Origin of the sequence: Bradyrhizobium sp. dw_411, assembly GCF_018449695.1 — a bacterium.
GTDB lineage: Bacteria > Pseudomonadota > Alphaproteobacteria > Rhizobiales > Xanthobacteraceae > Bradyrhizobium.
The window spans coordinates 81,702-108,687 of record NZ_JAAVUY010000011.1 but is presented as its reverse complement, the minus strand read 5'-3'; the positions used below and the strand labels follow the sequence as shown (position 1 = coordinate 108,687).

Here is a 26,986-nt window from a genome sequence, read left to right as displayed (position 1 = left end):
CGCACAGAAAGTCCTCATCCTGAGGGGACGCCGCAGGCGGCCGTCTCGAAGGATGGCCGCACAAAGACTGCAGGCCCAATCTCTTTCTTCATATGCGATAGCCCTACCGCGTGCGGGGCGAGGGCGCGCACTTAGACGGATCTAATTCCGCCCGTTCTACCCCAGCGGTCCCGATGTCTTCACCGGTGCGCACTTGCCGAACAGGCTCAAGGCCGAGCTGACGCCAGGAACGCCGCAGATGAATCCGTTCGGCCGGTATTTGATCCGGATCTTGTCGATGTCGAACATCGCAAGGCTCATGAACGCATTCAGCCGCAGCACCTGGTTGCTGTCCCGGGTGTGAAAGATATCGAATGTCTTTTGCACAAACCGGGTCTTTTCATTTGGATCGACGGTGCTGCCCGAAGCCCATTGCTTCACCGCCGTCATGGCTTGATGATTGATTTCGAAACAGGTTTCGATCGCAAGCACATGATGCTTGGTGCTGTACCAGTCGACGGTGAGGGTCTTCTTGGTCTTTGGTTCGGTCAGGATGATTTTCGAGTTTTGCCGGTTGAAGGACGGCATATGCTGTTCGCAGTCGAAGCCGTAGGCGTTGAGCAGTGACATATCGATTTCTTCCGGCAAAGGCGTGCCGTCTGCCGTCGGGTTGCGATCGAGGTCGCTCGCCATGTCGATATAAAGCTCGGCCTTGCGCGCGAGCAAATTGTAGTTCTGGCTCAAATCGGCATAGGCCTTGATATAATCTTTGTAAATTTCCTGCGCATTGACCGTCTCGTAACCGGTGGCTTGCGCGTCGGTGCCTGAGGTGACCGCGTTGTGGTAACTGGTGATGAGCTGCCGTTGCAGATTGAGCGGCGCGGCCAATGCGCTCGATGCGTCGGTGAATGTTTGCGTCGCCGCCGCCATATCAGCCTGAGCCTGCGCGGTCACTTTGTTCTCGTAGGCCGACAGGTTCTGGAAATAGGCGCCGATCAAGGTCCCGAACAGGCTCAGTACGGTCAGGCTCTTGACGAACGAGTATTCGCCTTCCGCCTTGGACAGCATGGATTTGAACCATCCTGCGCGGGACGGCGCGTTCGGGCCCCCGTCGGCATTCGACATGTTCGCACCCGTGTTTTGCGCCACAGAGAGCGGGCAGGATAATCTCGTATTTTTACGATCGCAATCTAGGATTGCTTACCCCACCTTTCTTCGTCGGGCTGTTGACTACCCGATGGGCAAATCAACGCGTCTGGTGTTGAATCGTTTGTCCAGTCTCCCCTTCACAAAATATTCTGATTTTCAGAAATCGCAAACCAGTCTATATCCATGGCCATCCCGCCTCACAAGAGGGGCGCTTCGCGGTCGTCACGGGCGTTGGGTGCGGGATGCGGTGGACGCGGCAGCGTCGGCGCACGAAAGTGCGCAGACGAACGATGCTGACGCGGACGGCGAAGTCGTGTGGTCCTGACGCCCCGACGCTGGCGTCAAGTTCCTGAGAAGCAAGCTTCTCAGGGGCGACGGTGGCAAAAGAGCCCGGTCGCCGGGGAGAGCGCGAAATAAGCCGTTAAAACCATTGCGCGGGGAAAGCCGGATGTTTTCCGGTGAACTCGTGGTGACTAACGCGCGTGCTTTCTACACTACACGCGCGGCTGCGGGTGCATCGGACACCCGGCTTTCCCCGCGCCCTCTGTTTGGAGGGACAAGGTTCTTGCAAAACTTCGGGCGTATCGCGCCGCGGGAATGCGAGCCCATGTCCTCACAGCGTCGTCCCGGCGTTCGCCGGGACGACGCTGTGAGGGACGTCCATCGGACGCACTCGCGCAAGCCATCATCATCACCATGACTTGACTCCCACTGCGTCCTGCCGCCTCAATAGTGGTATGAAGTTTGCTCCTTTTTGCGAGCGCCCCAAATAAGAGGCGCGTCTGATGAAAGTATTTTTGATGGGGCTGTTCGATCGCGTGCGACCAAGAATTGCAAATTGCCTGATCCTCGCGGCGGCGAGCCTTTGTCTGTCCAGCGTGGCGCAGGCTGACGAAGCCGCCAAACTGCCGCTGGCGATCAGCAGCGCTCCGATCATGCCCTACACCAACGGCATCGTCGCCGCGCAGCATGGCTTCTTTGCCGATCAGGGGTTCGATCTCTCGCGCAAGGTGTTGGCCAACTACTCGGTGATCGTCAGCGCCTTGGCGTCCGGGCAGGTGGAAGTCGTCACCATGTCGATCGATTCCCTGATCCGGGCGCATGTCAACGGGCTCGATTGGAAGCTGCTCTATCAGACCGATATCTACGATTCAGGGAATGCCGATGCCGTCCTGGTTTCGCGGCCCGATTTGAATATCGCCTCTGCCAAGGACCTCGAGGGTAAATCGGTTGCCGTCATCACGGGCGGGATCTCCGAAGCGGCGTTGCGCGGCTGGATGAGCGACAACGGCGCCGATTTTTCCAAGGTTCGTGTCCTGGAAGTTCCTTTCACGCAGATTATCGGTGCGCTGCAATCCAAAACGCTGGATGCCGCGCATATCGTCGAGCCCTTCATGACGGTGTCGCTCGGCAATGGATCGACAAAATTCGTCGTTAAGCATCTGGATTCGATCTCTAAACGCTTCATGATTTCCGGCTTCGTTGCCAAGTCGTCATGGATTGCCGAAAATCCGGAAAAGGCGCGGCGCTTCGTCGCCGCGATGAATGCCAGCACCCAGTTCGTGCTGGATCATCCGCAGGATGTGCTGCCGATCCTCGCCAAGGAAACGCGCATCGATCAGGCGGTGCTCAGTCAATTCTTTCCGCAGCACTACGTCATATCGACGACGGTTCGTCCGGAGGAAATCCAGGGCGTGATCGATTTCATGGCCAGGCAAAAGCAGATCGACAAGGGCTTCGACTATCGTGAGATCGTGTCGGACTACGCGCCCGTTGCAAAATAAAATGAGGTGAGACAATGGAAAAGCAGCACATCAATCCACCCGTGATCTTCGAGCATCCGGCCTTCACCCGGGTCATCACGGTCACCGGTCCGATGAAGCTGATCTGGATTTCGGGCATGACGCCGCAGAAGGAGGATATGAGCGCGGTGTTTCCGGGGGACTACCTTGCCCAATATCTCTATGTGATGGAGAAACTCGACGCGCAGCTCAAATCCGTCGGCGCAACCTGGGACGACGTCACGTTTCGCCGGACCTACACGCTGGACGTCGACAAGTTGAAGGTGGCCCAAAATCACCCGAGCACACAGCGTTTCTTCACCAAGAAGCCATGCAGCACCTTGATTGGCGTCACCCGGTTGAGCGATCCTGAATTCCTGCTTGAAATCGAAATCATGGCCGCGGTCGCAGACTGAACGATGTGAACGCATCCGTAGTGCCGGATATATCGGGGGCTCATGCTTGAAGTTTCAGGGTTGCGGAAAGCCTATTCCGGGTCCGGCGCCGCGCGAACGATTTTGGACAATATCGAATTCCAGGTGCCGGAGCGGCAATTCGTTTCCATCATCGGTGCGTCGGGCTCTGGAAAGTCGACGCTGCTTCGTTGCATCGCAGGTTTGACGGAAGCCTCTGGCGGAACCGTCCTGATCGACAAGCGCGCGGTTCGGGGAACGCCTGAGGAAGTCGTCTACGTATTTCAGGAATATAGCCGCTCGTTATTCCCCTGGCGCCGCCTTATCAGAAATGTCGCCTATCCCATCGAGGAAGCCGTTACAAAAGACGAAGCTGCCGCCCAAGCCCGCGCCTATATCGGCAAGGTCGGTCTGGCCGGCTTTGAAGCCTACTATCCGTGGGAGCTTTCGGGAGGGATGCAACAGCGGGCGGCCATCGCCCGCGCTTTGGTCAAGCAGCCGAAATATCTCCTGATGGACGAGCCGTTTGGCGCGCTCGATGCGCAAACGCGCAACCAGTTGGAAGATATGCTTCTGGGCATATGGAGCAGCACGGCGTTGACCGTGCTGTTCGTGACGCATGATATCGACGAGGCGATCTATCTGAGCGATCGTGTGCTGGTGCTGGGATCGCGGCCGGGCCGGGTCATTGCCGATATCCCGATCGACCTGCCCCGGCCGAGGGATCAAATCGAGAGCAAGGAAAATTTACGCTTCTCCGAACTGCGCCGGCAGCTATTTCGTCTGATCATCACGCCAGCGGTCGAGAACGCCACTTGAAGATCATCCAGCGTTTGTCGGGTGTGGTGTTCCTTCTCGCTCTGCTTGTCGCGTGGGAGACGATTGCCCGCCTCGGGCTGGTCACGCCAGATCAGCTACCCGCCCCAAGCGCCATCGCGCACGCCATGGCAACCGAAATTCTCCAGGGCGATCTCGCGATCGAATTCCTGCGCACGACGCGGCGGCTTGTGATCGGCTACGGCATCGCGGTCATCCTCGGGACGCTGGCCGGTTTCGCACTGGGCCGCTGGCGGTTGTTGTATGCGGCGTCTGAACCGATCATCGAGTTTTTCCGGCCGCTGCCGGTTATTGCGGTGCTGCCGGTGGCCGTGCTCCTGCTCGGGCTCGGCGATGCCATGGCCTACAGCGTGATCGCCTTCGGATCGGGCTGGGTGGTGCTGCTGCACGCGATGGACGCAGTTCGCGGCATCGATCCCGTGCTGATCGATACCGGCCGCACCTTTCAGGCGTCGGGCTTCCGCCAGTTCTCGACCATCATCCTGCCGGCGGCGGCGCCGCAGACTTTTACCGGACTGCGGGTCGCGCTCGGCAACGCCGTCATCGTCACGGTCGTGGTCGAACTGGTTTCGGGATTCGGCGGCGGCCTGGGAGGCTACATTGGCGAGGAACAGGGCGCTTTGCGAACGCCCGAGGCCTACGCGGGAATCATCCTTGTCGCGGTTCTCGGCTATGGCATCGGCAGACTGTTTGGCGTTTTCGAAGGCTCCATGCTGCGCTGGCATCGTCAAATGATGGGGCGTTGAGCATGCTCGCGCGGATTCAGCAGCGGCCGTGGGTGCTTGGGCTCGCGACGACGCTGCTTCTGCTGCTGTGCTGGCAGGCCGGTTCGCAGTCAGGTGTTCTCGATCGCCAGATCATTCCTTCCGCAGCCAGCGTTCTCGCACGGTTTGCCGCCCAATGGACGGATGCCGGCTTTTATGCGGATCTGGCCGCGACCTGCGCGCGCGTCATCGGCGGTTTTGCGGTTGCTGCTATTCTCGGCATCGGTGTTGGCCTGATCATGGGCACTTCCGAAATGGCGTATCGCACGCTCCATCTGACCATCGAGGTGCTGCGTCCCGTCCCCGCGACGGCCCTGGTGCCGATCGCGGCGGTTGCGTTCGGCGTTGGCACCGGCATGCACATTTTCATTGTGGCCAGCGCGGCGATGATCCCGATCCTGCTATCTACAGTCGATGGAGTTCGTTCTGTCGATCCCGTGTTGATCGACACCGCGCGAACGTTCGGCAAGCGCAAGGGTCTGCTGTTTCGAACGGTGCTGCTGCCGGCTGCGCTTCCGAGGATCATGACAGGCCTGCGGGTCGCGATGGCGATTGCGCTGGTCGTGGGAATCTCTTCCGAGATGATTATGAGTTTCAACGGCCTGGGGCGCCGGGTGGTCGTTGCCCAGCACATGCTCCAGATCACCGACGTTTACGCAGGGATCGTGACCCTGGCGCTGCTCGGATTTGTACTCAATCGCGCGATCTTGCTGGCGGAGCGTTGGCTGATCGGATGGCATCGGTCGATCAGCGCGAAGACGTGGAGGTGAAGAGACTTGGCATTGAAAAAACTTGGCATTGTTCGAACTGGGGCGGATGCTCGCTGCAAAAAAAGCTTCTCGCGCGAGTCCTGTTGCCAACATAGGAATGTATAATTACGCTTTACCCTTGGTAGGCTCAAACGGTCCTTCGATCGGTAGCGCACATGCCCAAATTCCTTCGCATCGGTGTCCATCAGTCGAATGTTTCTGGATACACGTCAAAGGCATGGTGGGTTCGCCGGGTTGGTTCGACGGTTTTCCTGAAGTGGGGCGCCGTCGAAGTCCATGGCGTGGGAGACGGGCGAAAGATTTATTGGACGCTGCCGCCGCAGGCGAAAACAATTCGTTGCGGCACGGTGCAGCGCGCCCAAGCTTATACAAAAACCGCCATCGCGCGGCGGCGTAGCCATAGCTATGAACCGCTGGCTGGAAGCATTACGATCCGGGGCCGACCCGCCAATCGTGGCGACGAGTTCGCACAGGCGCTCGCCACGATCCTGTTTGTCGATATCGTCCGGTCCACCGAAAAAGCCGCGCGGCTGGGCGATGCGCGTTGGACACAGGTGATGAATCTCTATTACGCCGCCGTCCGCAGAGAGCTGAAGACGTTGCGCGGAAAGGAAGTCGTGACGACGGGAGACGGGCTGCTCGCGACGTTCGGCACGCCGGCTGCCGGGGTCCGTTGTGCGGCCGCAATCCGCGAGGCCGTGCGCACGCTGGGGCTGGAGATCAGGGTGGGGCTGCATGCGGGCGAATACAAGGTGAGCGGGGCCGAAGTATTCGGTCTCGCGTTTCACATCGGCGCGCGCGTCGCCGCGAAAGCGCGTGCCGGCGAGGTCCTGGTCTCAAGCGCGGTCAAGGACCTGATGTCGCAGTCCGATATCCGTTTCAAAGATCGCGGCGTTCATCAGCTCAAAGGCGTGCCGAAGCGATGGCGCCTGTACCGGGTCGAACATTAAATCGGGGGTGGCCCGCAGATCGAAGTCTGGCTTCGCAAGAGGCTACGCCGGACACGCTTCGCCCTTTCGGTCTCACATGGCTGCGCCACGCGAAGCCCAAAAGGGCGAAGCGTGGTGCCCCTGGCCGGAATCGAACCAGCACTCCTTGCGGAACTCGATTTTGAGTCGAGCGCGTCTACCAATTCCGCCACAGGGGCTTCCGGATGCCGGCCCTTGGGCTAGCGTCGCGAAGCGGGCGGAATATAGCGGCCGGTGACTGCCGGTCAACCCGCGTTGGCGGGTCAAATCGGGGCGGTGCCAAGGTCCATTACTGTCCAAACACTCCGGTGTGAACGCGGCCGCCTCGACAGCGCCATCGGCGCGGGTTAGAGCGTTTTTGAGCCGGTTTGCGTCAGGAAATCGCGTTAGAGCAAAGATCGCCTGAATACGACGCCGGGTACGGGAGATGAACGTGACGCTTCACGCCACCGCCGCCACATCAACCGCGCAAGACAGCGCCAATCCGGCGCTGATGGCCGCATTGGCGGTCACGGCCCTTGCGGCGGGGACCATCGCGGGGGCGTGGTACTTTCAACTGGTGCTGGATATCCGTCCCTGTCCGCTCTGCCTTGAGCAGCGCTACGCGTATTATCTGGCGATCCCGCTCGGCGCGTTGATCGCGCTGGCGGCGGGCCAGAAAGCCCCGCGTGCGGTGCTGCTGGCCGGGCTCGCGATTCTCGCCCTCGCCGCACTCGGCAATGCTGTGCTCGGCACCTATCACGCCGGGGTCGAATGGGGATTCTGGCAGGGACCGACCGATTGCACCGGGCCGATCGGAGGTCTCGGCAGCGCCGGCGATCTGTTGAAGCGGCTCGATACCGTCAAGGTGATCCGTTGCGATGAGGTGCAGTGGCGCCTTTTCGGCCTGTCGCTGGCCGGCTACAACGTGCTGATCTCGCTCTTGATGGCCGCGATCGCCGCCTGGGGTTTTGTCAGGACCGCGCGCCGCTAGCAAAACTAATCGTCGACATCTTCCTGCGGCCGTCCGAACAGATGGACGATGCCGGGGGTCGCGACGGTGACGAACACGAACCGCGCCAGATGATGCGCGCCGACGAAGATCGGGTCGATATGCAGCGTTAGCGCCAGCGCCAGCATCGCGTCCATCGCGCCCGGCGCGAAGGCGACGACGATGTCGCCGAATTTGACCGGCGTCGTCAGCGCGATCACGATGACAAAGATCGCGGTCACGGCGACGGCGACCGCGAACGATCCCAGCGCCGCATTGACATGGCTGAGCAGGGTTTTGGGCCGCATCCGCGCAAAGCGCGAGCCGATCAGCGAGCCGATTCCGACCAGCGCAACCGCGCGCAGCCAGGGCGGTATCCCGCCCTCGACCAGTCCGGTGCCATGCAGCACGCTGGCCCCGATCATCGCGCCGAACATCCAGCTCGCCGGAAACTTGATCAGTCGCAACAGCAATGCCGCAGCCACCGAAGCCGCGACCAATTCGGCCAGTTCGAGCGGCGAGGCGGTCGTGGTCGCCAAGCTCAATGGCGATGCCGGGGCCATGCCGATCACCGCCAGCAGCAGCGGCAGCGCCGCGGTCAGGATGATCACGCGCATGGTCTGCACCACAGCGATCCCCGGCACATCGGCCCCCTTCTCCGCGGCGAGTATGACGATTTGCGACAGCGCGCCGGGGCTGCCCGCCAGAAAGGCCGAAGTCCGGTCCCAGCCGTGGAAGCGCTGCAGATAGAGACTGCTGCCGAAGGTCGAGCAGAAGGTGGCCAGCGCCAGCAATGCAATGGTCACCGGATAGGCGCTGATATGCTGCAGCAATTGCCGCGACATCAGCGATCCCAGCGAAATCCCAAGCAACACCAACACCGCCTGGGTGGCAATCGCCGGCACCGCGAGCGGCCTGCCTGCGATCGCGGCAATACCGACCGCGATCATCGCGCCGGAAATCAGCCCGCCGGGGAGATTTGCCCATAAAAATAGCGTGCCGCCGACAGTGCCGATCGCCAGCGTTTCAAGGAAGTTCAGGATTTTGGCGCGGCTGGGGATGGCAAGCGCCATCGATGCTAGGATTTGGCTCACGCCGCGTTATGGCAAATCCGCAAGCGGGGGACAATTGCGACAACGCAACTGCAGCAATGCAGTGCGAATGGCGGAAATTAAAGGGCCGATCATCGGGCGTGTTGGGCAGGGCAGGGCCGAATCACAAGCCCCGAATCACCAGTAACAGACTACTCCCTCCCGGATTAGGGAGGGAGCAGTCAAAATCAACCGACTAGATCACTTCTTGTCGGCAGCAGCGCGCTTGCATTCGGAACGGAATTTCTTGCGCTCTTTGCCGTGCAATCCCTTGGCATCGGCTTCCTTGGAGCATTCCAGCGAGGCCGCGCTGTGGACCACGGGTGCCTTCTCGGCTTTCGCGGCCGGCGCGGCGGCGGGTGTTTGCGCGAACGCAGAACCCATCAGCAGCATGGATGCGAAGGCGGTCGCGATCGCGCGGGAAGATATGGTCTTCATGGCAGGCACCTCGGGGTTAAAAGAAAGGGGCAACGTCGCGCCGCGATGCTGAACCGCGGATGAATAAAGCCGGTGAGATGGCGTTTCCGCGCCGCGATATTTTTAAGCAGCGATGGATGGCCGTTGTCACCCGCCTTCGCTACGTTAGGATGGGGACCTCGATATAGCCATGCCCCAAGGAGACCAGGGATGACCATTCAAGCAAAATTATTGTGTGCGGTTGCGGCGTCGGGTTTTGTTGCGTTTGTGGCGGCATCGCCGGCGCAGGCGCTGAGCTCGCAGGAGTGCAGTGCGAAATACCAGGCGGCGAAAACCGCCGGCACCCTCAACGGCCAGAAGTGGAATGATTTCCGCAAAGCCCAATGCAGTGCGGATGCTGCCGCGACCCCCGCCGCGATGCCGGCGCCCGCACCGGCACCGGCGCCTGCACCGAAAGAGGTGGCGAAGAAACCTGAAGCCGCGCCGGCCTTCCCGATGCCGACGGGCAATGCGGTATTCCCCTTCGCCATCAATCCGAAATACGCGCAGGAAAGCGCCGGCAAGGCCCGGATGCACACCTGCGTCGATCAATACAACGCCAACAAGGAAACCAACGGCAATGGCGGCCTGAAATGGATCCAGAAGGGCGGCGGCTATTACAGCGAGTGCAACAAGAAGCTGAAGGGCTGAAACAGCCTTCGATTCCGCGAAAGGCTCGGGCCGGATTGGCCCGGGTCTTTTGCTGACAAGCTTTTTACCAACAAGTGTTTTACCGATAGCAATTGAATAAAAGGAAGCATTGCCGGATGCGACCAATCGATTTCGCGGGGCGGATATGACGAAAAACTTCCGGCAGCTAACGGCCTCGATCGGGATTATCGTCATTTTTCAGATCGCCCCGGCGGTGGCGGCCGATCCTTCGGCAAACATCGGCCGGCTTGCCCAGGCGGCAGAGCCTGCCGCGTCTGCGACGGCGCCAGCTTCGGAGTCAAAAGCACCTGACCCTTCGCCCCCGGCGGCCTCTGCGCCGTCCAATCCAACCTCGACCGCAATCGTCGTAAAACCCGCGCCATCAGCGGCGGGATGCGGGCTGAAATATCTGACCGCTGAAGTTTCCGGCAAATTGAAGGGCCGCAAGTGGAAAGAGTTTCGGGAGCAGGAGTGTGGACCGACCACCTCGCAGGCGGTATTTCCGACGGCGATTGCACCGAAATATTCCGCAGAGCCTGCGGATAAGGCGCGGACGCACACCTGTGCGGACCAGTTCACCGCCAACAAGGCCACCAATGCAAATGACGGCCTGAAATGGATCGAAAAGAGTGGCGGCTATTACAGCGAATGCGTCAGCCGCCTGAAGGGTTGAAGCATTCGCCGGCATCGCCTGCCGCCGCCGATGCGCGTCCGTGGACATAGGGATGATCGCAAGCCTCAGTCTGATCCTGCTCTGCCAATTGGCCGGCGAAGTTTTCGTGCGTGGTGTCGCCTTGCCGATACCGGGACCGGTGATCGGCCTGATGCTTCTGCTGGTATTGCTGTTGGCGCGTGACCGCTTCAAAATTCTCGCGCGCGGGCCGTTGCAGCAGGATGGCGTGGAGAATGCGAGCCGGGGCCTGCTCGCGCATCTGTCGCTGCTGTTCGTCCCGGCCGGTGTCGGCGTCGTGCAGAAGCTTGATCTCATCGCCGAGCATGGCATCGCCATCATTGTGATTCTTGCGGTCTCTGTGGTGGTGACGTTGCTGGTGACGGTGGCGACATTTCGTCTCGCCAGCCGCCTGATGACGCGCAATGGGAGCGCGCCATGAGCGCAAATCCGCTCTCGCTGTGGGTATATCTGTCGCAGTCGCCGCTGCTCTGGCTGACGGTGACGCTATTGGTCTATGCGATCGCGGACGCCGTATCGCTGGCAACGCATCGTCATGCGCTGGCCAATCCCGTGCTGCATTCGATCTGGATCATCGGGGTTTTCCTGCTGCTCACCGGCACCTCCTACACGACCTATTTCGGTGGAGCCCAGTTCGTGCATTTCTTGCTTGGGCCAGCGACCGTGGCGCTGGCGGTGCCGCTTTACGAAAACCGCAAGACCGTGCTGGCCGCGATGCTGCCGATGCTGGTGGCGCTGGTGGCGGGCTCGGTGACCGCGGTGATTTCGATCGTGCTGTTGGCGGAGGTCGCGGGCTTGCCGCGCGCGGTGGTGTTGTCGCTGGCCCCGAAATCGGTCACGGCGGGCGTTGCGATGGGCATCAGCGAATCCCTGCATGCCGATCCGTCGCTGACCGCGGTCGCGGTCGTCCTCACCGGCATCATGGGCGCGATCATCGTGACGCCGCTGATGAACCGGATGCGCATCACGGACTTTCGCGCGCGCGGATTCGCCGTCGGCATCGCCGCGCACGGCATCGGCACCGCCCGCGCGTTTCAGGTCGATGCGGTCGCGGGCGCCTTCGCCGGCATCGCGATGAGCCTCAATGCGCTCGTGACCTCGCTATTGGTGCCGCTGGCCGTGACGCTGCTGGTGCGCTGATCCAATGTCGATTTGCTGCACTGCCGCCATGGAGGTTTGCGAAGATTCCCTTTACGGTCTCTCAGCAAAAGCAAGGTGACGTTCTTGATTATCTCTACGGTGCAGGGCGTGCTGGGACTGGCGTCGGGAGCGCTGGTTGGATTTTCGCTTGGCCTTGTCGGCGGCGGCGGATCGATCCTCGCGGTGCCGCTGATGGTCTATGTGGTCGGTGTATCCGATGCCCATGTCGCGATCGGCACCAGCGCCATCGCAGTAGCCGCCAATGCCGCCATCAATCTGTCGAACCATGCGCGCAACGGCACGGTGCAATGGTCGTGCGCGCTGATGTTTGCGGCGGCCGGTATTCTCGGCGCCTTTACAGGTTCGATCTTTGGCAAAATGCTCGATGGTCAGAAATTGCTGGCGCTGTTCGCGCTGCTGATGATCGTCATCGCGGTGTTGATGCTGAAAACGCGCACGCGGATCGGCCTGCCCGACGTGAAGATGACCAGAGACAACATGCCGGCCATTGTCGGCCTCGGCATCGCGACCGGGACGCTGTCCGGCTTCTTCGGTATCGGCGGTGGATTCCTGATCGTGCCTGCCCTGATGCTGGCAACGGGAATGTCGATCATGAACGCGGTATCCTCGTCGCTGGTTGCAGTGACGACCTTCGGCCTGACTACGGCGACGAGCTATGCGTGGTCCGGGCTGATTTCGTGGGAACTCGCGGGATTGTTCATTGCCGGCGGCATCGTCGGCGGGTTGATTGGCACCCGCTCGGCGCGCGCCCTGTCGATGCGGCACGGCGCGCTCAATATTGTGTTCGCCGCGGTCATCATAGCGGTGGCGCTTTACATGCTGGCGCGTAACTTATCCTCGATCTGAGCGTAAATAGCAGATAGACGTCCGCCAAAGGCAGTCAGCCGGGAGACCCCACATGACCATATCGATCGATCCGGCCCGGCCGTATCAGACAAGGCGCGAGACGCTGGGCCTGCTCGGCGCCGGGGCGGTCTTGCTCGGTATCAACATCGCCCCTGGCCCGGCGCTGGCGCAGGGTGACAATGTGCTGACGGAAGCGCTGGTGTTGCGCGATCCGGATGTCCCGGTCGCCGGCAATGCCAATGGCGACATCACAATTGTCGAATATTTCGACTATAATTGCCCCTATTGCCGCAAGCTCGAACCTGAACTCGGCCAGGTGGTGCATGATGACGGCAAGGTCAGGCTGGTGCGCAAGGATTGGCCGATCCTGGGACCCACCTCGGTGATAGCGGCGCGGATGGCGCTTGCCGCCAAGTACCAGGATAAATCAAATCAGGCGCATGATGCCTTGATGGGAAACAATTCGAAGCTGACCGAGCCGCGCATCAACGAACTGCTGGCCGGCGCCGGTATCGACATGGATCGTCTGACACGCGACCTCGCCGCGAATGGCGCGGCGATCGACGCCATCCTGAAGCGCAACAACGATCAGGCGACGGCATTCGATTTCAAGGGCACGCCGTCGTTTATCGTCGGCAAGTTCCGCGTGCCGGGCGTGCTGACCATGGAGCAGTTTGCCCAGGTTATCGCGGATGCGCGCAAGGCCGCGAAGAAGTCGTAGCTATCGCGGCGCGCTTTCGAAGCCGTTATTTCGACGCAGGCTATTTGGATGAGAGCCTGATCCAGTCCTTATGGGCCTGCATTTTCAGCGCATCCCAGTCGGTGGCCGCGACGTCCCAGTTGACGATGGTCCTGCTGTTCGTTGCGCTCTGGCCGTTCGCGACGGTCGAGGTCGTCTGCGAATCGTAGGCGTAGACGCCCGCGACCAATAACAGCGCACCTAAAATCATCCCTAGAAAAACCCGCATCGCAAACCCTCCGGTGACGACGGACAACGGTCTTTCCCGGGGATGGTTCCCTCAACTCCGCGGCGTTTCAGGTCCGCGCGAATGCCCGCGTCAGCCAGTCGATGAATACGCGGACGCGCGGCGATAGCTGCCGGTTGCGCGGATAAAGCAACGACACCGGTGTCGGCGAGGGTGGAAAGTCCGGCAGTACAGCGACCAGCGTGCCGCGCTTGAGATCGTCCTCGATGTGATAGCGCGGCACCTGAATCAATCCGAGACCGAGCCGCGCCGCGGCGACCAGACTCTCGGCGCCGTTGACCGAAACCGTCGCACGCAACGTGATCTCGCGCACCGCGCCATCGACAGTGAACTCCAACGGCAGCAGCGTGCCGGATCCTGACGAATGGAAGCCGACCATGAGATGACCGTCGAGGTCATCGACATTCCTGGGCCGGCCGAACCGGTCGATATAGGCCGGTCCGGCGCAGGTGATTTCCTCCAGCATCGCAACGCGGCGGGCGATCATGTCGCTGTCCTGGAGATCGCCGACGCGCAACACGCAATCGATGCCCTCGCGGATCAGATCGACCAGCCGGTCGCCCTCGCTCATGTAGAGTTCGATGCCGGGATATTCGGCGAGGAAGTCCGGCAGGCGCGGCATCACAAAATGACGCGCCAGCGTGCCGTGAACATCGACGCGCAGCAGTCCCTTCGGCTTGGCGCCACCAAAGGCGGCTTCAGCTTCCTCGAGATCGGCAATCAAGGACAGGCAGCGCCGGTAATGCGCCTCGCCGTCCAGCGTCGGATTGACCTGCCGCGTGGTGCGCTCCAATAGCCGCACCCCGAGGCGGGCTTCCAATTGTTTCACGGCGTCGGTGACGGTCGAGCGCGGCAGGCCGAGATCCCCGGCCGCCAGCGTAAAACTGCGCCGCTCAACCACCCGGGTAAACACCCGCATCCCCTCGAATCGATCCATCTAATTGTTCGTATATTTCGGATTGTGATGCCAGATTATAGGGAATTATTCGAGAAATAAACAGGTCTAGCTTTCTGCCATCAGACGCGGACCAGCCGCGAAACATGAGGAGACTGAAAAATGACCAACGAAACCAACAAAGTGGCTGTTGTAACGGGTGCTTCGCGCGGAATCGGCGCGGCCGTGGCGGAACGCCTCGCCAGGGACGGCTTCACCGTCGTCATCAATTATTCCGGTGACGCCAAGCCCGCCGAGGCGCTTGCCCGCAAGATCGAAAGCGCCGGCGGCCGGGCGCTGACCGCCAAGGCCGATGTCAGCGACGCCAACGCGGTGCGCGGCATGTTCGACGCGGCGGAAACGGCATTCGGCGGCGTCGATGTGCTGATCAACAATGCCGGCATCATGAAACTCGCCAAGCTCGCCGACAGCGACGATGCGGCGTTCGACCGGCAGATCGCGGTTAATCTCAAGGGCAGCTTCAACACGATGCGGGAGGCTGCCAGAAGGCTGCGCGATGGCGGGCGTATCGTCAATTTCTCGACCAGCGTGGTCGGGCTCAAACTGGAAACTTACGGCATCTATGCCGCGACCAAGTCCGCGATCGAAACCATGACCGCGATCCTGTCGAAGGAATTGCGCGGCCGTCACATCGCGGTCAATGCGGTGGCGCCGGGACCGGTCGCGACCGACCTGTTTCTCAACGGCAAAACGCCGGAGCTGATCGACCGGCTGGCCAAGATGAATCCGATGGAGCGTCTCGGCACACCCGAGGATATCGCCTCCGCCGTGTCGTTCCTCGCCGGTCCCGAAGGCGGATGGATCAACGGCCAGGTGCTGCGCGCCAATGGCGGCATGGTCTGAATCAAACGGCGATGTCTGGTTGCGACCGGACATCGCCATTTGCCCTTCATCTTCAAAACATCGATCAAGGAATACGTGCCATGAAACAGGTCATCGTCATAACCGGCGCTTCCAGCGGTTTTGGCCGGCTGTCCGCCAATGCGCTGGCAAATGCAGGCCATACGGTTTACGCGTCGATGCGCGACACCACAGGCCGCAATGCGGCTCAGGTCGCCGATGTCGAGAAATACGCCAGGGATCACAAAATCGATTTACGCGCGATCGAGCTCGACGTCGGTTCTCAGGCGTCGGCCGATGCTGCCATCGCTGAGATTATCGCCGAGCAAGGGCGTATCGATGTCGTGATGCACAATGCCGGTCATATGGTGTTCGGGCCGGCCGAGGCCTTCACACCGGAACAGCTCGCCGAACTCTACGATGTCAATGTGCTCAGCACGCAGCGCGTCAACCGGGCCGTACTGCCGCAACTGCGCAAGCAGGGCAGGGGACTATTGCTCTGGGTCTCCAGCAGCAGCTCGGCCGGAGGCACGCCTCCCTATCTCGCGCCATACTTCGCGGCCAAGGCCGGCATGGACGCGATGGCAGTGGTCTATGCGCGCGAGTTGTCGCGATGGGGTATTGAAACCTCCATCGTCGTGCCGGGCGCCTTCACCGGCGGCACCAACCATTTCGCCCATGCCGGCTCGCCCGCCGACAAGGCGCGGATGTCGGAATATGAAGCCGGCCCCTATGCCGGTTTCGGCGAGCAGATTCAGAAAGCGTTCGCGGCGATCGTGCCCCCCGACGCGGATGCCTCCCTGGTGGCGGATGCGATCGTCGAGATCATCGATACGCCATTCGGCAAGCGGCCGTTCCGGGTTCATGTCGATCCCAGCCAGGACGGCGCCGACGTCGCATTCGCGGTGATCGATCGTGTTCGCAACGAAATGCTGCACCGTGTGGGGTTTTCGGATCTGCTCAAGCCGAGGATGAATTGAAAATCTGGAGCCGGCGGCGCAACGCGCTGCAGGCTTCCGGTTATGTCTCGCGCAGCCAGCTCAGGATCGCCGGGTTCATCTCGCGCGGATAGCAATGGCTGAGATCCGGAAGCTCCCGATAGGTCACATTAGCGCCGGCGGCGGATAATAGTTCGTGGGTTTGCCGCGCCACCTGCACCGGGAACATCCAGTCGAGCTGGCCGTGCACGAGATAGACCGGCAGACCGCGCAATCTCTCCGCATCGGCCATCTCGGCCATCAGCGGGTGGAAAGTGGCCGACACCGGCGCAAGATGCGTGAAAGGCGACGCACTTTCGAGCCCGCTGACATAGCAGAACGTGCCGCCATCGCTCATCCCGGTCAGCAGCAGCCTGTGGGGATCGATGTTGTAGCGGCTTCGCACCGTCTCCAGTATGCGGGCGAGGTTCGGGCTGTCGGTATCTTCGCCCATGAGGGCCCAGGTGGTTTTGGGTGAAGGACTATCCGTCGCGGTCGGCGCGACAAGGATCGCGCCGTGGCTGCGCGCGTCACGCAGCCAGCTCCAGAGAAAACCGCGGCCGTTGCCGCTGCCGCCATGCAACGCCACCACCAGCGGCCAGGCCCGATCCGGCTATAATATTCCGGCACGTACAGTGAGAACCCGCCGCGGCTGCCGGGTTCGCTGTGGTCGTGAAAGATTCCGGTGCCGGGGTTGGCGGGCGCCGCGAGCCGTGCTTCCAGCTCGGCGTCTTCACGCAACATCGGATCGGTGAAGAAGCTGCTGACCGGCGGCAATTTTGAGATGAGAGGATACAGCGCCTCCTGCGCGCGCGGCGCGTAACGCAACGCACGAAACACCGCGACGAGGTCGCCCTGGCCCTGCTGTACCGCACGCAATCCCGCGAAGGCCGCCAAAGCCGCATCGCTCGCACTCCGCAACGGTACTTGCAGATGCGCGAATTCTTCCGGCCAGCCTGTCAGGCGCGGAAGCTCGGCCTGCAACGCCTGATCTGGCGTACCGGCGGCCTGCATGACACGTCCGAAGTCCGATGGATTGAGATGGCGCGCGATGAAGCCGAGCGCTTCCAGCGATTGCAGCAGTGGCGGCAGCACGGCCACGATGTCGTCCACCACGGCCTCGCTCATCGCGCTGATCCTCAAAGCGTTTTCCAGCGAAAGCCTGTCCCGGACCTGATCCGGGGTGGATATCGGTTCGCGTCAAGAAAACGCGCCAAACTTTAATGCAACCGGGGAGCCTTCAGCATCTTGCCGCGGTCGGTCGAGGCCAGCACCACATCGAAGGTGACGCCCTCATGATAGACCGTGAGCGGCACGTCGATCCCGGCAGCCCCGAGCGACCAGAGCTTGCGGTAGAAGCCGGTCTGGCTTGTGACTTTCTCGCCGGCCACGGCGAGGATTACATCGCCGGCCTTGAGTTCCGCGCGCGCTGCCGGGCCCTTGGCGGAGATGCCGACCACGACGACCTTGTTGTCGATCTCGGTCGAATACATCCCGAGCCATGGCCGCGCCGGCTTGTTGACGCGGCCGAATTTCTTCAGGTCATCGAGCACTGGCTTGAGCAGATCGATCGGCACGACCATGTTGACATGTTCGGCCTTGCCCTCGCGCTCGCGTTCGAGCTGCAGCGAGCCGATGCCGATCAACTCGCCGCGGTTCGAGATCAGTCCGGTGCCGCCCCAATTGGGATGCGCGGGGAGGGTGAAGATCGCTTCGTCCAGCAGATATTCCCAGTAACCGGCGAATTCCTGCTTGGCGGCGATGTGGCTGGCGACCGATCGCGTGCGTCCGCCGGCGCCGCCGAGCACGACGCGGTCGCCGACTTCGGTGGCCGCCGAAGAACCCAGCGGCAGCGGTTCGATATCCATCTGGCCCAGCGCCTGCACTAGGCCGAAGCCGCTCACATTATCGACGCCGAGCGCGTGGCCCTGCACCACCCGGCCGTCGCCGATATGCAGCCAGACGGTTTCGGCCTCGGTGATCAGATAGCCGATGGTCAATATCAGCCCATCTTCGATCAGCACGCCGTTGCCGGCGCGCTCGGTCCCCAATGTGTCCGCGCTGAACGCGTCGCTCGGTATGATCGAATGCAGGCCGACGACGGATGAAAGGACACGGTCAAGATCGAAACTGTAGTCGGCCGCGCGCGGCTGATTGCCCGGCGGTACCTTCCATTCAGTCAAAGAGGGCATGGAAATTCTCCTGGCCAACCGGGGCAAAAGCTCCGGTCAATTTAACCATTTTTGTGCGGATTTGCATCAGCTCTGTCGAGAGCGCCCGGACCATCCATTTTAGAGCGCTTTCAAGCGAAGCGGATGCCGTTCGCGTGAAGAAAACGCCTCAAACAGGGTTTAGAGCCCGGTTCTGATTCAAACAGAACCGATAAGGCTCTAATTAGGCGTCGATCGGGAAAAAGCTACCGTTTGATGCAAGATGTCGGCAGCACAATTTTGCTCGCGCGTCATATTTGGCGTTGTATCCCGGCGGCCGCAACCCCCGCCGGTAGCAGGCGAGATGAACCGGCCCCGCCGCATGAAGGCTGCGGACCGCCGTGAGGCCGCCACGAAACGTATCAGTCCCGATGGCGGCCGACGACCCAATCCTCAGGCGGCTTCGGCCACCTCGGCGGCCTGTTTCTGCTTCTTCTTCTCTCCGAGCTTACGCACCGCGGTGTAGAACGCCGGCGTGAACAAAAGACCGAAGCCGGTAACGCCCAGCATGCCGGCGAACACAGCGGTGCCGAGCGATTGCCTCATCTCGGCGCCTGCGCCGGTCGCCACGACGAGGGGCGCGACGCCGAACACGAAGGCGAGCGACGTCATGAGGATCGGCCGCAGTCTCGTGCGCGCGGCGCTGACGGCGGCCTCCGCCGCGGAAGCACCGCTTTCCTCGGCCTGCCGCGCGAACTCCACGATCAGAATCGCATTCTTCGCCGCCAATCCGACCAAGACCACGAAACCGATCTGCGCCAGCACATCGATCGGCATGCCGCGCATGCCCAGCCCGGTCACCGAGGCCAACAGACACATTGGGACAATCATCACCACGGCCAGTGGCAATTTCCAGCTTTCATATTGAGCCGCCAGCACCAGGAAGACAAACAGCGCCGACGCACCAAAGATCAGCAAGGACGACGTTCCGGGCTGCTGCTGCTGATACGCCAGTTCGGTCCACTCGAAGCCGATCCCCGGCGGCAGTACCTGATGGGCGAGTTCTTCCATCCGCTGCAGGGCAATGCCGGTGGCAACGCCGGGGGCGGCGACACCCATCACTTCGGCCGCCGGAAACAGATCGAAACGGGGCACGCGGTAGGGCGCGTTCTCGGCCTTCAACCGCGCCACCGTGCCGATCGGCACCATCGCGCCGGAGCTGTTGCGCGCTTTCAGGCGGGCGATGTCCTGCGGGTCCCGGCGGAAGCTTCCGTCGGCCTGCGCGATCACCTGATAGGTACGGCCGAGATAGTTGAAGTCGTTGACATACTGCGAACCGAGATAGACCTGCAGCGTGGAGAAGACGTCGGTCGGCGTGAGACCAACCTTCTCGGCCTTCTCGCGGTCGATGTCCGCATAGACCGATGGTGCACGCGTGCCGAACAGAGTGAAGACGCCGGCAAAACTCGGATCCTTGTTGGCCGCCCCAACCAGCGCTTGCGCGGCTTTCGCGAGCGCATCGGAGCCGAGACCGGCGCGATCCTGCAGCATCATCTTGAAGCCGCCGGCGCTGCCCAGACCCTGAACCGGCGGCGGCGGGATGGTCAGTACGTAGGCATCCTGGATCACGGAGAGCCGTTTGCGTAAGTCAGCCAGCACGCTCGCCGCGGTCACGCCATCGATTTCGTGACTGTACAGCGAAGGCAATCCGGAAAAGATCGTGCCGGAATTGGAGGCCACGGTGAAGGTGGTGGCGTCCAATCCCGCGAACGGGGCGACGTGTTCGACGCCCTTTGTGGTCATGATGATCTCGACCGCCTTTTTCACCACGGCTTCGGTCCGATCGAGGGTCGCGCCCGGCGGCAATTGCACGACGGAGATCAGATAACCCTGATCCTGCTCGGGAATGAACCCGGTGGGGGTTCGCGCAAACTGGACGCCGGCGACGCCGATCAGCAAGGCATAAGCCAGCAGCATCACGCCCAACGCCTGCACAAGGCGCTGGGTCAAACGGCCGTAGGCGGTCGACAGCCATTCGAAGCCAAAATTAAAGCGTTCGAATCCGGCGCGGACGAGTCCAGTGATGCCGGACCGCCGGACTTTGTGACCCGGCTCGTGCGCCTTGAACAGCACCGCGCACAGTGCCGGGCTCAGGGTCAGCGAGACGAAGCAGGAGATCAACGTCGATGCGGAAATCGTCACCGCGAATTGCCGGAAGAAAAGCCCGGTAATGCCGGATAGAAACGCCGATGGCACGAAAACGGCGCATAGAGTCAGCGCAATCGCGATCAGCGCGCCGCCGACCTCGTCCATGGTGACGCGGGCCGCTTCCGCCGGCTGCATGCCTCGCTCGAGATTCCGCTCGACATTCTCGACCACGACGATCGCGTCGTCGACGACGATGCCGACCGCAAGCACGAGCCCGAACAGCGACAGATTGTTGAGCGAGATTCCAAGCGCGTAAAGAATGCCGAAGGTGCCGATCAGCGACACGGGTATGGCGATCACGGGAATAATGGCGGCGCGCCAGCTCTGCAGGAACAGGAACACGACGCCAACCACCAGCAGGATCGCGATGAAGATCGTGGTGATGACCTCGCGCACGGATTTGGCCACGAAGATCGTCGGATCGTAGATGACCTTGTAGGCAACGCCGGGCGGGAAATCCTTTGAAAGTGCCTCCGCGCTCGCCAGCACTTCGCTTTCGACGGCCAGCGAATTGGCGCCGGGCTGGGCAAAAATCAAAAGCGGAATTCCCGGACCGCGATCCATGAACGCCGTCGATCCGTAATCCGCGGCGCCGATCTCGACCCGTCCAACGTCGCGCAATCGCGTCACGCGGCCCTGCGGATCGGACTTCAGCACGATCTCGCCAAATTGCTCCGGCGTCGTCAGCCGCCCCAGCGTCTGGACGTTGATCTGATAGGCTTGGGCCGAAGCGACCGGCGGCTGATTGAGGATACCTGCGGAGACCTGCACGTTCTGCGCCCGAAGCGCTGCCAGCACCTCGGCGGCGTTCAGGTCGCGGGATGCGACCTTGTCCGGATCGAGCCAGATCCGCATCGCATATTCGCGCGCGCCCTGGAATGTGACGTCGCCGACGCCAGGCAATCGCGCAAATACGTCCTTTACATGTAGCGTCGCGTAGTTCGACAGATACAGCGTATCGCGCGAGCTATCCGGCGAATAGAGATGCACCGCCAGCAGGATGTTGGGCGTCGATTTGCGCACCTGCACGCCAAGGCGCTGGACGTCTTCCGGCAGCCGCGGCAGCGCGTCCTGCACGCGATTTTGGGTCAGCATCTGCGCGACATTGAGATCGGTGCCGATCCGGAATGTCACCGTTACCGTGAGGTTGCCGTCGCCGGTGGATTGGCTGCTCATGTAGAGCATGTTCTCCACGCCGTTGATCTGCTGTTCGAGCGGCGTCGCCACCGTGCGCGAAACGGTCTCCGCGGATGCGCCCGGATAGGAGGTCGTTATTTGAACCGTGGGCGGCACGATCTCGGGATATTGCGCGACGGGCAGGATCGCGAGTGCGCCGAGGCCGGCAAGCGTGACGAACACGCTCAGCACGGTGGCGAAGATCGGCCGGTCGATGAAAGTGCGGGAAAGGCTCATGTTCAGCTCCTGGAGCGTTTTCGAGCGAAGTGGATGCCGGTTCGCGTGAAGAAAACGCGTCAAAACGAAAGTTCAGAGCCCGGTTCTGATTTCAATCAGAACCGGGAAGGCTCTAGCCTTGACCGTCGGCGGCCGCGTTGTAGTTGATCGTGCCATCCTGCGGCGCGACCTTGCTGTTCGGAATGGCGCGCACCAGGCCGTCGATCACGACGCGGTCGCTGGCGTCGAGACCCGTGCGGATCACCCGCAAACCGCCTCTGAGATCGCCGGTCTCGACGATTTTCGGCACCACGGTGCCGTCAGCCGACACCGTCATGACCAGATGCTGCGACTGATCCAGCACGACGGCGGCGTCCGGCAGCAACAGCACGGAAGCCGGCGGCGCAACCGCGACACGGAGGCGGGCAAATTGGCCGGGTGCGAGAAACAGATCGGGATTGGGCACGGTGGCGCGCGCGTGGATCGTTCCACTGGAGCGGTCGAGCGAATTGTCGACGAAATCGAGTTTGCCTTTTCTCGGAAAAGTATTCTCGTCGCTCAGGCCGATCGCAACTTCGTCGGCGACCGGGCCGCTGAGACGGGCGCGTTCGCGTGAAAACACCAGGAAATCGGATTCGCTCATGTCGAAATTCAGATAGATCGGATCGAGCGAAACCAGGGTCGCCAGCAACGTCGTCGCGCTGGCGCCGGCCCGGCTGCCGGAGATGAGACCTCCGATCGATACCTGGCGGGCTCCGATGCGGCCGGTAAAGGGCGCGGTTACGTGGCAATATTCCAGATCGAGCTCGGCATCTTTGATCCGGGCCTTGGCGTCCTCGACCGCGGCCTGCGACGAATTCTGGTCGTTGGTGCGCTGGTCCACCGTTTCCTGGGTGGCGAAGTCGTTGTGCCGGAGCGACTGGGCGCGCGAGAGCTGGGTGTCGGCGAGGGCCACGCGTGCCGTTGCGGTCTGCAACTGGGCCTTCGCCTCGGCGAGCCTGATTTCGTAGGGACGCGGATCAATCACGAATAGCAGGTCGCCCTTGTGGACAATCTGGCCATCCTGAAAATGGATTTCGGTCAGGAGGCCTCCGACCTGGGCACGCAGTTCAACCCGGTTGACGGCGGAAAATTGTCCGAGAAAACCGAGCCGGACATCGACATTGCGTTGCAACGGCTTGCTGACGGTGACCGGTAAAGCCGCCGCGGGCAGCGCCGCCGCCGGTCCGTTTTTGCCGAACGGCAGGGCCAGATATCCCACCCCGGCAATAATCAGCACGACGGCGAGCGTCCCCCACATCTTCCATGCGCGCCGGCCCGGCTGCGGGGCAGGGGCTCTTTCGAGTGTGATCCGGTCGGTTATTTGATCCATGACAAGTCCATCCCCAGTATCGTCGTGTTGCAGTGCGGTCTACGGGTGGTGCCCCCGTCCGCACTTAGGGGTTGATATTTGGAGAATTCGCTCCAATATGTGTGCAATGCGATATAAACGCGGGGAGGCGTCGTTCAAGGATTTTTGGAGCGATGACATCAAAATTAGTTCAAACGGCCAAGCGCGGCCGTGGCAGGCCGCCGGTATTCGACCGCGAAGCGGCCCTGATGGCCGCAACCAAGCTGTTCTGGGAACGTGGCTACGAGGGAACGTCGTTTGACGAGCTGATCGCCGCGATGGGCATCAGCGCATCGAGTTTCTACAACTCGTTCGGCAGCAAGGAGCGGCTCTATTGCGAGGCGACCAGCTCATATCTGGAGTCGTCCGGCCGCTGGTTCTTCGGCATCCTGAATGACGAAAGCACCGACACGCGGACGGCATTTTCACGTCTGTTCGACGCGACGGCGGAGGAGTTTACCCGCGGCGACCATCCCCCGGGATGCATGGTCTCGGTTGCCTGCCTCCAGACGGGTCCGGGCTTGAAGAACATGCGTGAAATGATGGTCGAGCATCGGGCTTTTTCCGAAGGCGCGATGGCCGAGCGCATCCGCAAGGGCATAGCCGAGGGCGATATGCCCAGTGATACCGATGTCGACGTTCTCGCGGCCTATCTCAGCGCGGTTGCACGCGGCCTTGCGGTGCAGGCGCGTGACGGGGCTTCGCGGGAAAGGATGGCTCAAATCGGCCGCGTCGCCATGAGGGCATGGCCGTCCGATCCGGCGCCCGGCAAATCGAAAACGGTGGGTTCGTCAAAGCGCGGTGCGCACCAATAGCTCGCGGCAGCCGTTCTTCAAACGAACTACGGATCGAGTTCGGTGTCCCAGTATAAATAATCCAGCCAGCTATCGTGCAGGTAGTTCGGCGGGAACAGCCGGCCGTTGCGATGCAGTTGATGCACCGTGGGCGCAAAGGGCGGCTGACGTGGGAACATCCGCGCCTGCTGCGGCGTCAGATTGCCCTTGCGCAAATTGCATGGCGAGCACGCCGCGACGACATTTTCCCACGTGGTCTGGCCGCCCTTGCTGCGCGGGATGATGTGATCGAAGGTGAGATCGCTGTCGGCCAGGCAGTATTGGCAGACGAAGCGGTCGCGCAGGAACACGTTGAACCGGGTAAAGGCGGGATGCGTGGTCGGCTTGACGAAGGATTTCAGCGACACCACGCTCGGCAGCTGAATCTCGAACGTCGGGCTGCGCACCGCACGGTCGTAATGCTCGACAATGTTCACACGGTCGAGGAACACCGCCTTGATCGCGTCCTGCCACGACCAAAGAGACAGCGGATAGTAACTGAGCGGCCGGAAGTCCGCGTTCAGCACAAGTACCGGCCAACCACCTTGCGAGACATGTGCGTTCAAGTAACGCTCCTGGCCCCCATATAGCTGCGAAGCAGCATGAGTTGACATACTACAGGCAGCGTGACGGGATTGTGAAGAGCGTTGGCGGCCTTATCCGCCGCGGCCGGGTTCGCGACCGATTGCAGGAGCGGCATTAAGACCGCTAAACGAGGCGGCCGGCCTCTTTTTGGCCGCATACGGACACGGCAAAATGATCACCAAGCCCGGTTATCTCGAGGCGCCGCGCCGGCTCAGGGCGTTCGTTCGCGCCCATGAAACGAGCCTGGTGGTGCTGGCGGCGCTGGTCGGGACCGTGGCGGGCCTCGTGGTCGCGGCGATGGGGGCCGCGGTCGAATTGCTTCATGTCGGGCTGTTCAACCTTGAAATGGGGGCCCGTCTTTCCAGCCAGATCAGGCTCGATCCGCTCCGTGCGTTGCTGGTTCCCAGTCTCGGGGGGCTGCTGCTGGGGGTGGCCTTCCTGCTATTGCTGCGCTGGCGGCCGGCGCGGGAAATCGATCCGATCGAGGCCAACGCGCTGCATGGCGGGCGGATGTCGTTTCGCGGTAGCGTGATCGTGGCACTGCAGACGATCTGGTCGAGCGGCGTCGGGGCTTCGGTGGGGCTTGAAGCCGGCTACACCCAGCTTGCCAGCGGACTGGCCGCCTCGTTGGGACGCGGTTTTCATTTGCGGCGCGCCGATCAGCGCCTGATGGTCGGCTGCGGCGCCGCGGCCGCGATCGCAGGTGCGTTCGGCGCGCCGCTGGCCGGCGCATTCTACGCGTTCGAACTCGTGATCGGAGGATATACGCCCGCCAACCTGACGCCAGTCGGGGTCGCCGCGGTGGCAGGCTATTTTGTCGCCCATGCCTTCGCGCCATTGTCGCTCGGCGTCAATGTCGGGCCGGTCGGCGATGTGGTCGGGCGTGACCTCGCCATTGCGGCGATGCTCGGGATCGTGGCGGCCTTGTTCGGTATCGCAATCATGCGCGGCGTCGCGTTCTGCGAGACGCTGCTGTCGAAGACCGGTCTCTGGCCGCCATTACGTCCGGCACTGGGCGGTCTCGCCGTCGGGTTGCTCGCGCTGCAGACGCCGCAAGTGATGTCGTCGGGGCACGGCGCGCTACATTTCGCCGGGTTGGTTTCACTGCCGCTCGCGGCGATTGCGACGGTATTCGTCCTCAAGGCGATCGCATCGGTGATCTCATTGGGCAGCGGCTTTCGCGGCGGATTGTTTTTCGCCACGCTGTTTCTCGGCGCGCTCGGTGGCCGCCTGTTCGCGGCCGGCTTCGATCAGATCTGGCCCGGCCTCAATCTCGATCCGAATGTCTATGCAATCGTCGGCATGAGCGCGTTATCGGCCTCCGTGATCGGCGGCCCGCTGACGATGTCGTTCATCGCGCTGGAGTCGACCGGCAATCTCTGGCTGACCACGATCGTGCTGGTCGCGGTCATCATCTCGACCCAGATCACGCGTGAATTGTTCGGCTATTCGTTCGCGACCTGGCGCTTGCATCTGCGCGGCGAAACCATCCGCAGCGCCGCCGATATCGGCTGGATTCGCGATCTCACGGTGCGCCGTCTGATGCGGCCGGATGTGACCACCGTGAATGCGGATATGACAATCGAGGAATTTCGCGGCAAGTTTCCGCTGGGGTCAAAGACCCAGGTGATCGCGGTCGATGCCGCCGGCCATTATGCCGGGCTGGTGCTGGTGGCGGATGCGCACGCGGCCGATGTCGAGATGATGGGGGGACTGCACGGCATCCTGCATCACCGGGTGGTTGTGCTGTATCCCGACATGAATATCCAGGAAGCCATTGCAGTGTTCGACGCCGCCGAAGCCGAATCGCTGGCCGTGGTCGAGGCCACCGGCGAACACCGGCCGGTCGGCGTTCTGACCGAAGCCCACGCGATGCGGCGCTACGCGGAAGAATCCGAGCGGCAGCGGCGCGATATGATTGGCGACAATTGACGGGTGCGCGTCCGGCAGTGAAGCGCTTGCGCATCACATCAATGTGTAATTAGAGCCTTATCGGTTCTGATTGAATCAGAACCGGGCTCTACTTTCTTGTTTTGACGCATTTTCTTCACGCGAACCGGCATCCACTTCGCTCGAAAATGCTCTAATCGGGCGGAAAAAAATCCGGCATTTTCGAACTGGCACGGCCGCTGGCGCGACCTAT

26 protein-coding genes, 1 tRNA gene and 1 pseudogene are annotated in these 26,986 nt (G+C 61.8%); 17 read left to right on the top strand and 11 right to left on the bottom strand.

Annotated elements, in window-relative coordinates; all coding sequences use genetic code 11:
* Nucleotides 1-156: 156 nt before the first annotated feature.
* Nucleotides 157-1,047, bottom strand: coding sequence for a hypothetical protein (locus HB676_RS20025; RefSeq protein ID WP_213739737.1), 891 nt, complete (start codon nt 1,045-1,047; stop codon nt 157-159).
* Between the two features lie 866 nt (nt 1,048-1,913).
* Here HB676_RS20025 and HB676_RS20020 point away from each other — a divergent pair.
* The 6 genes from HB676_RS20020 (at nt 1,914) to HB676_RS19995 (ending at nt 6,643) form a co-directional block, all read left to right on the top strand.
* A complete protein-coding gene (locus HB676_RS20020; RefSeq protein WP_213739736.1) occupies nt 1,914-2,912 on the top strand; it encodes an ABC transporter substrate-binding protein in 999 nt (332 codons plus the stop codon).
* 14 nt (nt 2,913-2,926) lie between these two features.
* Nucleotides 2,927-3,325: a Rid family hydrolase gene (locus tag HB676_RS20015; RefSeq protein ID WP_213739735.1), complete on the top strand. Its 399-nt coding sequence runs from the start codon at nt 2,927-2,929 to the stop codon at nt 3,323-3,325.
* 42 nt (nt 3,326-3,367) lie between these two features.
* Nucleotides 3,368-4,141: an ABC transporter ATP-binding protein gene (locus HB676_RS20010; RefSeq protein WP_213739734.1), complete on the top strand. Its 774-nt coding sequence runs from the start codon at nt 3,368-3,370 to the stop codon at nt 4,139-4,141.
* Nucleotides 4,138-4,905 carry an ABC transporter permease gene (locus HB676_RS20005; RefSeq protein WP_213739732.1) on the top strand — a complete coding sequence of 256 codons (768 nt, stop codon included), beginning with the start codon at nt 4,138-4,140 and terminating at the stop codon, nt 4,903-4,905. The genes HB676_RS20010 and HB676_RS20005 overlap by 4 nt, the downstream gene beginning before the upstream one ends.
* A gap of 2 nt (nt 4,906-4,907) precedes the next feature.
* Nucleotides 4,908-5,693 carry an ABC transporter permease gene (locus HB676_RS20000; RefSeq protein WP_213739730.1) on the top strand — a complete coding sequence of 262 codons (786 nt, stop codon included), beginning with the start codon at nt 4,908-4,910 and terminating at the stop codon, nt 5,691-5,693.
* Between the two features lie 155 nt (nt 5,694-5,848).
* Nucleotides 5,849-6,643: an adenylate/guanylate cyclase domain-containing protein gene (locus HB676_RS19995; RefSeq protein WP_213739728.1), complete on the top strand. Its 795-nt coding sequence runs from the start codon at nt 5,849-5,851 to the stop codon at nt 6,641-6,643.
* A 112-nt stretch (nt 6,644-6,755) separates the two neighbouring features.
* Here the strand turns inward: HB676_RS19995 and HB676_RS19990 are convergent.
* Nucleotides 6,756-6,840: transfer RNA gene (locus HB676_RS19990), tRNA-Leu, on the bottom strand.
* A 248-nt stretch (nt 6,841-7,088) separates the two neighbouring features.
* Between HB676_RS19990 and HB676_RS19985 the strand changes: the two genes are divergently transcribed.
* The gene (locus HB676_RS19985; protein WP_213739726.1) at nt 7,089-7,634 is read left to right on the top strand and encodes a disulfide bond formation protein B; all 546 of its coding nucleotides are present in this window, start codon (nt 7,089-7,091) and stop codon (nt 7,632-7,634) included.
* A 5-nt stretch (nt 7,635-7,639) separates the two neighbouring features.
* Here HB676_RS19985 and HB676_RS19980 read toward each other — a convergent pair whose 3' ends face one another.
* Together HB676_RS19980 and HB676_RS19975 are read right to left on the bottom strand one after the other, a co-directional pair.
* Nucleotides 7,640-8,725: an AbrB family transcriptional regulator gene (locus HB676_RS19980; protein ID WP_213739724.1), complete on the bottom strand. Its 1,086-nt coding sequence runs from the start codon at nt 8,723-8,725 to the stop codon at nt 7,640-7,642.
* A gap of 198 nt (nt 8,726-8,923) precedes the next feature.
* Nucleotides 8,924-9,160, bottom strand: a complete 237-nt coding sequence (locus HB676_RS19975; protein ID WP_213739722.1) for a PsiF family protein — start codon at nt 9,158-9,160, stop codon at nt 8,924-8,926.
* Between the two features lie 189 nt (nt 9,161-9,349).
* Between HB676_RS19975 and HB676_RS19970 the strand changes: the two genes are divergently transcribed.
* From HB676_RS19970 to HB676_RS19945, 6 genes are all read left to right on the top strand, one after another.
* A complete protein-coding gene (locus tag HB676_RS19970; RefSeq protein WP_213739720.1) occupies nt 9,350-9,829 on the top strand; it encodes a hypothetical protein in 480 nt (159 codons plus the stop codon).
* 145 nt (nt 9,830-9,974) lie between these two features.
* The gene (locus tag HB676_RS19965) at nt 9,975-10,502 is read left to right on the top strand and encodes a hypothetical protein (RefSeq protein ID WP_213739718.1); all 528 of its coding nucleotides are present in this window, start codon (nt 9,975-9,977) and stop codon (nt 10,500-10,502) included.
* Between the two features lie 52 nt (nt 10,503-10,554).
* Nucleotides 10,555-10,941, top strand: a complete 387-nt coding sequence (locus tag HB676_RS19960) for a CidA/LrgA family protein (RefSeq protein WP_213739716.1) — start codon at nt 10,555-10,557, stop codon at nt 10,939-10,941.
* A complete protein-coding gene (locus HB676_RS19955) occupies nt 10,938-11,660 on the top strand; it encodes an LrgB family protein (protein WP_213739714.1) in 723 nt (240 codons plus the stop codon). Before HB676_RS19960 ends, HB676_RS19955 begins: the two co-directional genes overlap by 4 nt.
* Before the next feature lie 87 nt (nt 11,661-11,747).
* A complete protein-coding gene (locus HB676_RS19950; RefSeq protein WP_213739907.1) occupies nt 11,748-12,527 on the top strand; it encodes a TSUP family transporter in 780 nt (259 codons plus the stop codon).
* A 52-nt stretch (nt 12,528-12,579) separates the two neighbouring features.
* Nucleotides 12,580-13,248 (top strand): DsbA family protein, encoded by a 669-nt coding sequence (locus HB676_RS19945; RefSeq protein WP_213739712.1) that lies wholly within the window; start codon nt 12,580-12,582, stop codon nt 13,246-13,248.
* 40 nt (nt 13,249-13,288) lie between these two features.
* On the opposite strand, the gene HB676_RS19940 is transcribed toward HB676_RS19945, so the two are convergent.
* Together HB676_RS19940 and HB676_RS19935 are read right to left on the bottom strand one after the other, a co-directional pair.
* Nucleotides 13,289-13,495, bottom strand: a complete 207-nt coding sequence (locus HB676_RS19940; protein WP_213739905.1) for a hypothetical protein — start codon at nt 13,493-13,495, stop codon at nt 13,289-13,291.
* A 67-nt stretch (nt 13,496-13,562) separates the two neighbouring features.
* Nucleotides 13,563-14,450: a LysR family transcriptional regulator gene (locus HB676_RS19935; protein ID WP_213739708.1), complete on the bottom strand. Its 888-nt coding sequence runs from the start codon at nt 14,448-14,450 to the stop codon at nt 13,563-13,565.
* A gap of 120 nt (nt 14,451-14,570) precedes the next feature.
* Between HB676_RS19935 and HB676_RS19930 the strand changes: the two genes are divergently transcribed.
* Together HB676_RS19930 and HB676_RS19925 are read left to right on the top strand one after the other, a co-directional pair.
* A complete protein-coding gene (locus HB676_RS19930) occupies nt 14,571-15,311 on the top strand; it encodes an SDR family oxidoreductase (RefSeq protein ID WP_213739706.1) in 741 nt (246 codons plus the stop codon).
* 80 nt (nt 15,312-15,391) lie between these two features.
* Complete coding sequence (locus tag HB676_RS19925; protein WP_213739705.1) at nt 15,392-16,288, top strand: SDR family oxidoreductase; 897 nt, start codon at nt 15,392-15,394, stop codon at nt 16,286-16,288.
* Between the two features lie 40 nt (nt 16,289-16,328).
* Here the strand turns inward: HB676_RS19925 and HB676_RS19920 are convergent.
* The 4 genes and pseudogenes from HB676_RS19920 to HB676_RS19905 all read right to left on the bottom strand — a co-directional run bounded on the left by HB676_RS19920 (nt 16,329) and on the right by HB676_RS19905 (nt 23,407).
* Nucleotides 16,329-17,413: pseudogene (locus HB676_RS19920) on the bottom strand (dienelactone hydrolase family protein).
* A 92-nt stretch (nt 17,414-17,505) separates the two neighbouring features.
* Nucleotides 17,506-18,477 carry a S1C family serine protease gene (locus tag HB676_RS19915; protein WP_213739703.1) on the bottom strand — a complete coding sequence of 324 codons (972 nt, stop codon included), beginning with the start codon at nt 18,475-18,477 and terminating at the stop codon, nt 17,506-17,508.
* A gap of 411 nt (nt 18,478-18,888) precedes the next feature.
* Nucleotides 18,889-22,056 carry a multidrug efflux RND transporter permease subunit gene (locus HB676_RS19910; RefSeq protein ID WP_213739701.1) on the bottom strand — a complete coding sequence of 1,056 codons (3,168 nt, stop codon included), beginning with the start codon at nt 22,054-22,056 and terminating at the stop codon, nt 18,889-18,891.
* Nucleotides 22,057-22,168: 112 nt separating this feature from the next.
* Entirely contained in the window at nt 22,169-23,407 is a 1,239-nt protein-coding gene (locus HB676_RS19905) for an efflux RND transporter periplasmic adaptor subunit (RefSeq protein ID WP_213739699.1), read from the bottom strand.
* A 152-nt stretch (nt 23,408-23,559) separates the two neighbouring features.
* On the opposite strand from HB676_RS19905, the gene HB676_RS19900 reads away from it, so the two are divergent.
* The gene (locus tag HB676_RS19900; RefSeq protein ID WP_213739697.1) at nt 23,560-24,240 is read left to right on the top strand and encodes a TetR/AcrR family transcriptional regulator; all 681 of its coding nucleotides are present in this window, start codon (nt 23,560-23,562) and stop codon (nt 24,238-24,240) included.
* 26 nt (nt 24,241-24,266) lie between these two features.
* On the opposite strand, the gene HB676_RS19895 is transcribed toward HB676_RS19900, so the two are convergent.
* Nucleotides 24,267-24,824, bottom strand: a complete 558-nt coding sequence (locus tag HB676_RS19895; RefSeq protein ID WP_213739695.1) for an HNH endonuclease — start codon at nt 24,822-24,824, stop codon at nt 24,267-24,269.
* Nucleotides 24,825-25,014: 190 nt separating this feature from the next.
* On the opposite strand from HB676_RS19895, the gene HB676_RS19890 reads away from it, so the two are divergent.
* Complete coding sequence (locus tag HB676_RS19890) at nt 25,015-26,775, top strand: chloride channel protein (protein ID WP_213739693.1); 1,761 nt, start codon at nt 25,015-25,017, stop codon at nt 26,773-26,775.
* Nucleotides 26,776-26,986: the final 211 nt, after the last annotated feature.

Bases quoted from the DNA above. Each gene is read 5' to 3' on its own strand.
- HB676_RS19945 (WP_213739712.1), top strand. From the start codon at position 12,580: ATGACCATATCGATCGATCCGGCCCGGCCGTATCAGACAAGGCGCGAG.
- HB676_RS19900 (WP_213739697.1), top strand. From the start codon at position 23,560: ATGACATCAAAATTAGTTCAAACGGCCAAGCGCGGCCGTGGCAGGCCG.
- HB676_RS19995 (WP_213739728.1), top strand. From the start codon at position 5,849: ATGCCCAAATTCCTTCGCATCGGTGTCCATCAGTCGAATGTTTCTGGA.
- HB676_RS19985 (WP_213739726.1), top strand. From the start codon at position 7,089: ATGAACGTGACGCTTCACGCCACCGCCGCCACATCAACCGCGCAAGAC.
- HB676_RS19960 (WP_213739716.1), top strand. From the start codon at position 10,555: ATGATCGCAAGCCTCAGTCTGATCCTGCTCTGCCAATTGGCCGGCGAA.
- HB676_RS20010 (WP_213739734.1), top strand. From the start codon at position 3,368: ATGCTTGAAGTTTCAGGGTTGCGGAAAGCCTATTCCGGGTCCGGCGCC.
- HB676_RS19940 (WP_213739905.1), bottom strand. From the start codon at position 13,495: ATGCGGGTTTTTCTAGGGATGATTTTAGGTGCGCTGTTATTGGTCGCG.
- HB676_RS20015 (WP_213739735.1), top strand. From the start codon at position 2,927: ATGGAAAAGCAGCACATCAATCCACCCGTGATCTTCGAGCATCCGGCC.
- HB676_RS19955 (WP_213739714.1), top strand. From the start codon at position 10,938: ATGAGCGCAAATCCGCTCTCGCTGTGGGTATATCTGTCGCAGTCGCCG.
- HB676_RS19970 (WP_213739720.1), top strand. From the start codon at position 9,350: ATGACCATTCAAGCAAAATTATTGTGTGCGGTTGCGGCGTCGGGTTTT.
- HB676_RS19910 (WP_213739701.1), bottom strand. From the start codon at position 22,056: ATGAGCCTTTCCCGCACTTTCATCGACCGGCCGATCTTCGCCACCGTG.
- HB676_RS19915 (WP_213739703.1), bottom strand. From the start codon at position 18,477: ATGCCCTCTTTGACTGAATGGAAGGTACCGCCGGGCAATCAGCCGCGC.
- HB676_RS19890 (WP_213739693.1), top strand. From the start codon at position 25,015: ATGATCACCAAGCCCGGTTATCTCGAGGCGCCGCGCCGGCTCAGGGCG.
- HB676_RS19975 (WP_213739722.1), bottom strand. From the start codon at position 9,160: ATGAAGACCATATCTTCCCGCGCGATCGCGACCGCCTTCGCATCCATG.
- HB676_RS19905 (WP_213739699.1), bottom strand. From the start codon at position 23,407: ATGGATCAAATAACCGACCGGATCACACTCGAAAGAGCCCCTGCCCCG.
- HB676_RS19925 (WP_213739705.1), top strand. From the start codon at position 15,392: ATGAAACAGGTCATCGTCATAACCGGCGCTTCCAGCGGTTTTGGCCGG.
- HB676_RS20025 (WP_213739737.1), bottom strand. From the start codon at position 1,047: ATGCTGTCCAAGGCGGAAGGCGAATACTCGTTCGTCAAGAGCCTGACC.
- HB676_RS19965 (WP_213739718.1), top strand. From the start codon at position 9,975: ATGACGAAAAACTTCCGGCAGCTAACGGCCTCGATCGGGATTATCGTC.
- HB676_RS20000 (WP_213739730.1), top strand. From the start codon at position 4,908: ATGCTCGCGCGGATTCAGCAGCGGCCGTGGGTGCTTGGGCTCGCGACG.
- HB676_RS20020 (WP_213739736.1), top strand. From the start codon at position 1,914: ATGAAAGTATTTTTGATGGGGCTGTTCGATCGCGTGCGACCAAGAATT.
- HB676_RS19935 (WP_213739708.1), bottom strand. From the start codon at position 14,450: ATGGATCGATTCGAGGGGATGCGGGTGTTTACCCGGGTGGTTGAGCGG.
- HB676_RS19930 (WP_213739706.1), top strand. From the start codon at position 14,571: ATGACCAACGAAACCAACAAAGTGGCTGTTGTAACGGGTGCTTCGCGC.